Annotated in this window: 13 protein-coding genes; 6 read left to right on the forward strand and 7 right to left on the reverse strand. The window is 49.3% G+C overall.

The annotated features are described in order from the left end of the window. Positions 1 to 28: 28 nt before the first annotated feature. The 6 genes from IQ235_RS09890 to IQ235_RS09915 all read right to left on the reverse strand — a co-directional run bounded on the left by IQ235_RS09890 (position 29) and on the right by IQ235_RS09915 (position 3,194). Entirely contained in the window at positions 29 to 277 is a 249-nt protein-coding gene (locus IQ235_RS09890; protein WP_264321306.1) for a DUF4926 domain-containing protein, read from the reverse strand. A gap of 104 nt (positions 278 to 381) precedes the next feature. Continuing rightward, positions 382 to 651 (reverse strand): DUF6883 domain-containing protein, encoded by a 270-nt coding sequence (locus tag IQ235_RS09895; RefSeq protein ID WP_264321307.1) that lies wholly within the window; start codon positions 649 to 651, stop codon positions 382 to 384. A 24-nt stretch (positions 652 to 675) separates the two neighbouring features. Then, the gene (locus IQ235_RS09900; RefSeq protein ID WP_264321308.1) at positions 676 to 1,251 is read right to left on the reverse strand and encodes an Alr1449 family protein; all 576 of its coding nucleotides are present in this window, start codon (positions 1,249 to 1,251) and stop codon (positions 676 to 678) included. 267 nt (positions 1,252 to 1,518) lie between these two features. Next, entirely contained in the window at positions 1,519 to 2,238 is a 720-nt protein-coding gene (locus tag IQ235_RS09905) for a GDSL-type esterase/lipase family protein (protein ID WP_264321309.1), read from the reverse strand. Positions 2,239 to 2,471: 233 nt separating this feature from the next. Next, the gene (locus tag IQ235_RS09910; protein WP_264321310.1) at positions 2,472 to 2,624 is read right to left on the reverse strand and encodes a GrpB family protein; all 153 of its coding nucleotides are present in this window, start codon (positions 2,622 to 2,624) and stop codon (positions 2,472 to 2,474) included. A gap of 84 nt (positions 2,625 to 2,708) precedes the next feature. Beyond that, entirely contained in the window at positions 2,709 to 3,194 is a 486-nt protein-coding gene (locus IQ235_RS09915; RefSeq protein ID WP_264321311.1) for a hypothetical protein, read from the reverse strand. A 200-nt stretch (positions 3,195 to 3,394) separates the two neighbouring features. Between IQ235_RS09915 and IQ235_RS09920 the strand changes: the two genes are divergently transcribed. Continuing rightward, positions 3,395 to 4,456, forward strand: coding sequence for a mandelate racemase/muconate lactonizing enzyme family protein (locus IQ235_RS09920; RefSeq protein WP_264321312.1), 1,062 nt, complete (start codon positions 3,395 to 3,397; stop codon positions 4,454 to 4,456). 254 nt (positions 4,457 to 4,710) lie between these two features. Here the strand turns inward: IQ235_RS09920 and IQ235_RS09925 are convergent, their stop codons facing one another. After that, positions 4,711 to 4,938, reverse strand: a complete 228-nt coding sequence (locus tag IQ235_RS09925; RefSeq protein ID WP_264321313.1) for a ssl0294 family protein — start codon at positions 4,936 to 4,938, stop codon at positions 4,711 to 4,713. A gap of 222 nt (positions 4,939 to 5,160) precedes the next feature. Here IQ235_RS09925 and IQ235_RS09930 point away from each other — a divergent pair, with 222 nt between their 5' ends. The 5 genes from IQ235_RS09930 (at position 5,161) to IQ235_RS09950 (ending at position 9,399) form a co-directional block, all read left to right on the forward strand. After that, on the forward strand, positions 5,161 to 6,126 hold the full coding sequence (locus IQ235_RS09930; RefSeq protein ID WP_264321314.1) for a carbohydrate kinase family protein: 966 nt from the start codon (positions 5,161 to 5,163) through the stop codon (positions 6,124 to 6,126). Between the two features lie 243 nt (positions 6,127 to 6,369). Beyond that, positions 6,370 to 7,167, forward strand: a complete 798-nt coding sequence (locus IQ235_RS09935) for an ion transporter (protein WP_264321315.1) — start codon at positions 6,370 to 6,372, stop codon at positions 7,165 to 7,167. A gap of 183 nt (positions 7,168 to 7,350) precedes the next feature. Then, complete coding sequence (locus IQ235_RS09940) at positions 7,351 to 7,938, forward strand: GNAT family N-acetyltransferase (RefSeq protein ID WP_264321318.1); 588 nt, start codon at positions 7,351 to 7,353, stop codon at positions 7,936 to 7,938. A 136-nt stretch (positions 7,939 to 8,074) separates the two neighbouring features. After that, on the forward strand, positions 8,075 to 8,614 hold the full coding sequence (locus tag IQ235_RS09945; protein WP_264321316.1) for a GNAT family N-acetyltransferase: 540 nt from the start codon (positions 8,075 to 8,077) through the stop codon (positions 8,612 to 8,614). A 41-nt stretch (positions 8,615 to 8,655) separates the two neighbouring features. Continuing rightward, positions 8,656 to 9,399: a DUF554 domain-containing protein gene (locus IQ235_RS09950; RefSeq protein ID WP_264321317.1), complete on the forward strand. Its 744-nt coding sequence runs from the start codon at positions 8,656 to 8,658 to the stop codon at positions 9,397 to 9,399. Positions 9,400 to 9,783: the final 384 nt, after the last annotated feature.

Raw genomic sequence — 9,783 nt, forward strand, 5'->3', positions numbered from 1 at the left:
CAAATATAGATAGACTGTGCGATCGTCTCTACACTGAAACCATTGCCGGTGTAAAGTTGGGAGATACGGGTTCAAAACGAAGTACCATCATTTGAGTCGGTCGTACCCCTACAGATTCATAAACTTGTCCATCGCGGTCGCTAAATTCAACTTCAAAAGCAGCACCGCCCGCTAACACTTCGACGATCGTACCCACTTGTCCGCGCCAGAGGCTGAACTCTGGAAGATCGATAATTAAAGCAACAACATCAAATAACTGAGGCATATTTATTGTCATTATTTAATCTCCTGATTTTGAAGAGGATAACAGGTTGTTAACTTGGGAATTTGAGATTGATGTTCGATAATCCATCCACTGCGAATTAAGGCACTTTTACCATTCTATTCCAGACCAAAATCTAATGTATATCGCTGTCCGAATTCATCGCATCGTCCTAATTTAACTTCATGAGTTTTTACAAGCTCTAGGAGAACTCGACGCAAATCTTCTGCATTTTCAGCAGTCATTCCCAGAATTGAGACGAAGAGTCGCGCTTTATATTTTCCTGTAGGATGTTCTGAGTTCAAACAGTAATCTCGGATTTTCCGAAGATCGACGATGGCATTCTCCGAATATGGAATCAGATTAAATTCTTGATTTTCGATAGACACTCGTTCGCCCTTTCCCCAACCAACCTAATCCGGAAAGGCAAAACCCTTACGCGGATCGCGGATGAACAAACCCAGAACGACGGAGTTCATCGCCGTATCCCAAACTGGAACCGCAATTTCGCTATCTTCAACCCAATAATCCATCGTAATTAAACACTGAACCCCAGAACCCAAACCGATCGCAATTCTCGAATAAGCCGGACGATCTTCTACCGGATCGATAAATTCAATTTGCGTCCAAACGAACCGGGCAGTTTGTCGCTTGAAATGCTCGATTTTGCCGAAATCGGTGACATCACGTTCTTCGTCTTTGAGAATTTTACGTAACAGGGGGGCGAGGGGAAATTCCGCCCAATCTGCTGGCGGCAGTAAATTAAAAGAGGCTTCGAGACGAATCTCATCGTCTGGCGGCTTGTTGTCGAGAAACTCGAACGAGTTCTCTTTGGGGTGAAAGTGCCAATTGTGGGGAACGTCGAAGCGCAAAGCACCCCGTCCGGCGACAAAGATCCGATTGCCCGGTTCTGATTTCCAATTGTGGTCTTTGTCGAGATCGAGGGTTTCTTTAATCCATTTGAGCTTCGTCTTTTTTTGCTTACCCATGGCCGCCACAGTTTTGACCTACTGTATTATTTTGCCGCAGTTACGCGTTTTTGTTGTGGGGTCAGTTTAAAGTTGTTACGTTGCACGATCGACCCCGATCGCATTTCAGCAGCATCCGTTCTGGTTAGCGAAATTGCGAACCTAGAATCCACCACAGAAATAATGACGGGTCATTTTGTAGGGATAATCTCGCGCCCGGTTACTCTAAGCAAACGGAGTAGGCACAGGGACGCTACGCCTATCTACCGAGATCGATGTGGTGGACGACTAGTGAAGTGGATTAAATGGGTTGGTCGATCGGGTATAAACTGACAGTGCTTCCCAACTTAGTACATCTTCGAGCAGGGATTGATAGCCGGATGTATTGGGATGCAAGCCGTCGGAAGTCAATCGCCGCGATCGCCACGCTTGACCGCGTTCCATCCATCGATCGAATAAATCGAGATAGGGAATCTGCCGTTGCTTACAGGCTTTTCGGGTAGCTTCTTTGTAGCGATATTGGTCGGCGTGGGTGTAGTAAAAGCAATCCCAAAAGGGCATTTTTACTTCATTGACGGGAACCATCCCTACAAACAGGATCGGGCAAAGTTGGCCGGCACGATCGAGCAGGGAATCGATCCCAGTCTTAAATTCGTCAAAATCGGTATAGTTTCGTCCGTTGGGTCGTCCCAAACGAGGGGAATCGTTAGTTCCTACAGAAAGAATCATCAAATCGGGGACGCGATTTCTCAGTTCGCCTCGATGGTGAAATTCCACTTCGAGTCGTTGAGCCACTTGTTGGGTGCGATCGCCCCGAATACCGAGATTGTAGAGAACGTGACCGCCACTGTCTGGCGACATCCACCTCCGTCGCAGTTGTTCCACCCACCCGCCGCGTTCGGGATCGCCAAACCCGTAGACTAGACTATCGCCTAATGCGAGGACTCTCAAGGGCTGTCGGGCGGCAGGAAAAGGCGATCGAGAAGAAGGAGGGGCGTATGTTTGCATTTAATCCAAGCGTTTTTTACAGAGATTGAAGATTGTATACATTTCTACACTATTCGGGACGATCGCTCAAGGTCGATCGAGGCTGAACCGAATTAGCTCTAATTGGATGGCTCTAGAAATTTCAAAGGGATCGTCAATCAAACGCGAGCAAAACGATCGCGCGAGGTTCTGGAGAGAGCAAGAGACGCGACTGATTCACAATCGCTATGTTACCCCTGAATTGACCATTTGCGCTATGCAGCGGCTTTCTTGTCCGTATCTTTAATCAAATCATCCTTGTCGTGCATATATCCTTCAACATTTTGCAGGTATTCTCGCGTGTCTTCGGGATAAATCCACATATCGTCTCGGAAGATGAGGTGACGATCGATTTGTCGGGAATTCACCCATGGCTTCGTGAAATCCTTGGGATATAAAAGCCATGGGATATTCTCAGGAGAGTATCTTGTTTGCCCTATTTATTATTTCTTTTATTGTTCCTGGGAATTGAGTTGTTCCTGATAAAACCCCGATACGCTCTCCACGTAATCGGCAGTGAAACCATTGTCGCATCCGGTGGCTTCACCGGTCATCCACCAGCAGGCGGCACGGCGAACGGCGGCATCATCGTTACCCACAGCGCTGAATTGCTCTTCTAGCTGCCACCCGGCGATACAACTCACAACACGACGGGCAATTTCGGCATCGGCTTCAAACTCTTCGGGGGTAACGGATTCCCCGAGACATTGCTCGCTCCAGCCAGTGAGGGTTCCGGGTAAAACTTGCCAATCGCTATACATCCCATCATCGGGACTATCTGGGGGTGCAGCTAACCGCAAGGCTTCTACAAAAGCATCGAGTTGCGCTTCGTCCACTTGGGCAGTGGCAGGGGTTGCGAAAAACCCAATACTGACGAGAATTCCCAGCAGGGCTTTGGTTACGATGCGATCGCCGATTCGCGAAATTTGAATTTTCATCATCAATACCGATAAATACACTCTGACTTTATGGGGTTAGTATAGTTGAAAAAATCTGACAAAAATTCATATGCTGCATCGAGGAGCGATCGTCCCCAATTGCTCGATGTTAAATGAGATTATTCTTGAATTGACCTGACCGGGGGAGTCAACGATCGGCTCCAAGTTATACGCGCGATCGCCTCAAAATAAAATAATCGATGTTTACTTTTTATCCTCTCAAACTCAAATTAGCTCGTCCTTATCAGTGGGCGTGGGGAAGCCACGTAACCAAGTACGGCGTAATTGTCGCGGTGGCAAGAGAGTCGGGAAAACCGATCGGATGGGGTGAAATAGCTCCGGCCCCTCATGTTGATTTTTCTCCCGAAAAAGTCATCGAGGAGCTGATGGGATTGACGATGGGTCTCGATCCCTTCGATCCCACATTCGTAGAAAAACTAGACGAACGCTCCCCGAACTCCCGATATCGAAATGGTCTCATCAGTGCCGTTCTGACCGCCCGCGCTGCCGAGAAAAACTTGCCTCTGGCAGATTTTATGTCAAGTTCGAGGTGCTTTAGAAGCGTCAAAATTAACGGTTATCTCGAAGCTGTTAACCCAGAAAAAGCGATCGAACGAGTGGCCGGTTTACTTGAAAAAGGAATCGACGTTGTGAAGATAAAATGTTCTCGCGATATCAATGCCGACTTCGAGCGAGTTGCCGCTGTTTCCAAAACATTTCCTACACTTCGACTTCGACTCGATCCTAATGGAGCCTGGGAAGATAGCGACTGCACTGCCACCTTCAAAAAGTTTCAACCATTTCCGATCGAGTACATCGAAGAACCGATCCCCATCCAAAAGAACCTCGATCGTCTGCGAGAACTCCGCAAGATAATCCCGATCGCGGCCGATCGCTGGGGAAATACAAAAACTGAACTCGAAGCCATTCTAAATGCCCAAGCAGTCGATCGTCTCATCCTCAAGTCGCAGATATTGGGAGGGCCCGATCGAACGCGCGAGATCGCTTCATATGCTGCCACTGAGGGACTCAATTGCGTGATGACAGCAAGTCTGGAAACCCTTGTTGGGATTACCGTTGCCGTTCACTGTGCTGCCACGCTACCGAGCAATAACGACGCACACGGCTTCTACCTGTGGGACTACATTCAACCCAATGTATGCAAAGCACCCGATGTCACCAACGGTACAATACCGCTTCCCATAGAGCCGGGACTTGGATTTAAACCACTGATTCCCACAGATATAGCAACCGCCACATGAATTAAAACACTGGTGAAGGTGAGCTGCGATCGGACCCCGCGTCAGCCGCCTACGCAAGGGAATGCTGGGGAAGAGAGATACTTGTGTGAGATTGGACTGTCCTAACCGTCGTGGCGACTGCTATACCCACACGGGTACGCACTTTGAAAGTCAGTCTCTCGGTTGGTTAACGGATAAGATCGTGTAACCCACCCCAAATTCATGTTTGGGGTGGGTCGTTTATCGGGTTGTCGAAAGATTTGCCGCGCGCGGGTTTAGTCGATCGAAATCGTCTGCGGTCCGTTGCTGCGACCGTTATTCAAATTTGGAGAACCTGAAGAGGTCGAGGATGACGACGACGAACCGGCTTGTTCGTCGAGCCAGCTTTTGACCGGATCTTCTCCAAGATTGAGCTGGAACGTTCCAGAAAAGAATCCACCCAGGAAGGCAATGGGTTCTCGGGTCAATTCTTGGAAAATAGGTTGTAACTCGTCGAAGAACATGATGAGTGATGGTACTTAGGAGAGAACACTTGCGATCGATCCTAGCGTGTTTTCACCCGACACGCTCGATTCGCAACTTTGTGAGGTCGAAAAACGAACTCCGGTAAGGTCGCAGATTACCCCAGCTTTGGAGGGAAGGGGAATCAAAAGCCTTGACTTGGCAAAGACAAATCGAGTATTCAATTTACAATTCAAAATCAAAATTGCAGATTGACAATTAATATGACCGATCCTCGCGTTCTTTGTCTGGGTGAAATTTTGTTCGACTGCCTCGCAGATCGAGCAGGAGAACCGATCGAACGAGTTGAGTCCTGGACTCCCTATCCCGGTGGTGCTCCGGCAAATGTGGCTTGTGGTTTGGTGAAGTTAGGCACGTCGGCTGGGTTTGTGGGTTGTATCGGGAACGATCGACCTGGAGATGAGTTGGTGGATCTGTTGCTTAAGGTTGGTGTGGATATAACAGGGGTACAGCGCCATCCCACGGCACCAACGCGGCAGGTGTACGTGTTGCGCTCGAACGATGGCGATCGTATTTTTGCCGGGTTTGGGGATTTACCCACGGATAAGTTTGCCGATACCCGCTTGCAGGCAGAGGAGTTGCCTGAGGCGTTGTTTGCCGAAGCAGAGTTTTTGGTTTTGGGAACCTTGGAGATGGCGTATCCCAAAACCCGCAGGGCGATCGAGCGCGCTCTGGAACTGGCCGATCGCTACTATACTAAAATTTTTCTAGACGTGAATTGGCGACCGGTGTTCTGGAACGATCGCGCCGAAGGAGAACGCACCATCTGGCAAATGATGAGCCGGGTGGATTTTGTCAAACTCTCCCAAGAGGAAGCCCAATGGCTTTTCTCGACGACGGATGCCGAGACGATCGCCCTTCGCCTCAACGATGTGGAGGGCGTTCTCGTCACCTTGGGAGAGCAGGGTTGTTCCTACTATTTGAACGATTTTGCCGGTCGGGTCGATGCATTTCCCGTCCGAGTTGAAGATACCACGGGGGCGGGGGATGGATTTGTCGCTGGGTTGCTCCATCAACTTTGTCGCAACGGTTATAAGGGATTATCTGATGCCGCCACGATCGAGCGAACGGTTACCTATGCCTGTGCGGTGGGGGCGCTGACGGCGACTAAACCGGGAGCGATCGCCGCTCAACCCTCTGCCCGCGATGTTGAGGCGTTTGGGCGCTAGTATTGCTCGATCGCCCACCGGTCATTGAGCTGAATTTGTAGGATAGAACGCAGTACCCGCTGCGTTTCTATGGCAAACTAGTACTCCACCGCAATGATGCGCGATCGCGTTGGGATAGCGCCCCTTTACCTACCCCGTTCGGTCTGGAGAACCAGGCGCGGGATTCTCCAGACAAAATGACCCATCATCATTTTTGTGGTGAACGACTAGCAGCACTCATCGAGCTTTTGTCTTTTTTAGCCCATGCTAACCCGCAAAGATATTGCGTTTTATCTAGAAGATATCGAAACCCCAGTGGGTCGCACGATTTCTTTAACAATTCTGGGTTTGATTTTGATATCTGCGTTGGGTTTTGTAGCTCAAACCTATACACTACCAGATGAAATTTTAATTCAGCTCAAGCGGTTAGATTTGGCAATCGTGATTTTGTTCTCGATCGAATATTTAATTCGCTTGGGAGTTGCCGAAAATCCTATTAAGTTCTTTTTTAGTTTTAACGCTCTTATCGATTTATTTGTTGTTTTGCCATTTATTTTTGGATTGGGAAATACATTATTTATTAGAATTTTTCGTTGGTTCAGAATCTTGCGTTTAATTCGCTTTTTAGAGCTAGAATTTTCTATTTTTAGAATTACCACTGAAGACGGTCTAATTTTATCCAAAATTTTATTCACTCTATTCACAATTGTTTTTATATATTCGGGATTAATGTATCAAGTGGAGCATCCCCAAAATCCCGAGTTATTTCGTAACTTTCTCGATGCCTTTTATTTCTCCGTGGTGACGATGACCACCGTTGGGTTTGGAGATGTAACACCACTATCGGAAATGGGACGGTGCTTGACGTTGCTGATGATTATTACTGGAGTGGCGATCGTTCCTTGGCAGTTGAAAGAACTGATCGAGCAACTGCTGAAAACTGCAAATTATATCCAAAACACCTGTTCGAGTTGCGGTTGGTCGAGTCACGATGCCGATGCAATTTTTTGTAAACGCTGTGGGACGAAATTAGACAAAGATTCGAGTTCGATCGAAGCTTAAAGTCTTAGAGATAGAGTGGTACTTCGTCAATCGGAAATGAGAACGTTTCGATCGTTCGGGCAAACATCTTACTCCGATCGCGAACTGTCACCACCGTTCGATATCCGCCCCGCAGACATCCCGCAGACATATAAATATTCTTGGCATAATAGTGGTCTATTCCAAATTTGAGGTGCGATCGTGATGACTCCAGAAATTCGGACGGTAACTCATACCCAAGCAGAGCAATGCATTGGCCAGCTCGTCCTCACATTTAGTCGCGATCCCATCGCGCGCTGGATTTACCCCACTTCTGACAAGTATCTCGAACACTTTCCTCAGTTCGTCAAAATTTTCGGCGATCGGGCTTTCGATTCGGGTACTGCGTACTGCATTGATGAATTTCGGGCGACAGCACTTTGGTTTCCCCCCGGTATTGGAGTTGATGAAGAAGCGCTGGTGGCACTGCTCGGAAACTCCGTCCCTGCGAGCAATCGAGAGATACTTTTTGACAGAGTTGGGCAAATGAGCGACTATCATCCCCAAGAACCTCATTGGTATTTATCGATACTCGGCACCGATCCAATCCATCAGAGTCGGGGATATGGTTCTGCACTCTTGCGCCACGGACTGGCAACCTGCGATCGCGAACAGAAACTCGCGTATCTAGAGGCTTCGAGTCCGCAGAGTGCAGCACTGTACGCGCGGCATGGGTTTGAGGCGACAGGCACCATCGAGTTCGGTCCCGCTGCCGCGATCGTGCCAATGGTGCGAAAACCCCAGTCTATCTAAGGTCAGTTCGGGATAAGAAGTTTCGGACAAGGGTAGGACACGGGGAATGGAAAATGCTTATTTCGTTAAAAGTGTAAATACACGAGCGTGCGTTGCGCTATAGAACTCAATCCATTCAACTATTCGGAGGATCGATGTGGATAAAATCCAAACATCCCGGCTGATTTTAAGGCGATGGCAAGAAAGCGATCGCGCGCCGTTTGCCCAACTCAATGCCGATCCTCGGGTGATGGAATATATGCCCGGACTGTTATCGGCCGATGAAAACAACGATCTGGTCGATCGCATCGAAAATGATTTTCGCGATCGCGGATTTGGTTGGTTTGCTGTCGAACTCGCCTCCACCCAAACCTTTATCGGATTTATCGGCTTATCCGTACCGCGCTTCGAGGCATCCTTCACCCCCTGTGTGGAAATTGGCTGGCGGTTGGCATTCGACTATTGGGGCAACGGATATGCCACCGAAGGGGCCGCTTCCGTACTCAATTATGGATTTACCCAACTTCAGTTACCCCAAGTCGTTTCCTTTACCGTACCGGCAAACCGGCGATCGCGCCGGGTGATGGAGCGCATCGGTTTGGAGTTCGTCGGCACCTTCAACCATCCCGTACTGCCACCGGGACATCCTCTCGAACAACACTTTCTCTACGCCGGTTCTGCCCCTTCACCGGTATAGTCAGGATGGCTAAAGACGAAGGCGGGTGCCGCCAAAATTAGATGACGCTAGATTTCTGGGCGAAAACAAGTGGAACCTGGGTCAATATTCTGACGGTTCTCGTCGGGACGACTCTGGGTTTAGTTCTCAAACACCGCCTGCCGAGAAAAATGCAGCGAATTATTACCCAAGGCATCGGCTTGCTGACACTGTGGCTGGGTTTGGGCATGGCCGATCGCCTCGTCGAGATAGAAGCCGGACGGGCAAATGGCGCGATCTTAGGGCTGCTGGCGACGATCGCTGGGGGGATTTTGGGAGAATGGTGGCAGTTGGAAGAAAGATTGACGACTGTTGGCGATCGCCTCAAAAAGCGCTTTCGCGGTCAGGGACGGTTTACAGAAGGATTTGTTGCGTCTAGCGTCCTGTTTTGCGTCGGGCCGATGACCTTAATCGGCAGCCTTAATAACGGTCTGACAGGGGATGCGGCGCTGCTGAACGTCAAAGCCACCATGGATGGTATTGTCTCGATTGCCCTGGCTGGCAGTTACGGCATCGGCGTGGGATTTTCGACGATAATTATTGCCCTGTATCAGGGAGGTATTTCCCTGGGGGCGGGGGCCTTCGCCGGGATGCTGGCAGACCCAGCTAATAACCCCGGTATTTTACTCGCCACGGGGGTAGGGGGATTGACGATTATCGGCACGGGGTTGAACTTGCTCGAAGTGACTCAAATTCGGGTGGCTTCTTTCTTGCCCGCACTGGCGATCGCACCGATAGTTTACTCGGTTGCGGAGTTGGTGGGTTGAGGTGATGGGTTTTCCGAGAACGGTGGTGTCGCCGCTGCCAAAGTATAGCTGCGCGCAAAGGGTTTAGGACATTCAATTTTGGACAATAGATACTGTAGGGGTCAACGGCCGTATAGCCTTCGGCATGGCTGCGCGCTTGACCCCTACCCGATATTACGAAGACTCAACCTTAATCTTTATTGTCCGCGCCTGCAATGCGCTTAGCTATAAATTCGTAAGAGGGAGCGCGCGCCCAATAAAAAGCGCCCTCCCCGAAACGGGGAGGGCGCTTTTTAAACTTTAGACCTTATTCTCAAAGCCTAATCTAGAGAGTCTCTAAATTAGCCGTTGATAGCAGGAGCAGTCAAAGCCACGGGAGCCGACTCGCCAGCAGCCAAGTCTAAG

Origin of the sequence: Zarconia navalis LEGE 11467 (assembly GCF_015207075.1) — a bacterium.
Lineage (GTDB): Bacteria > Cyanobacteriota > Cyanobacteriia > Cyanobacteriales > Geitlerinemataceae > Zarconia > Zarconia navalis.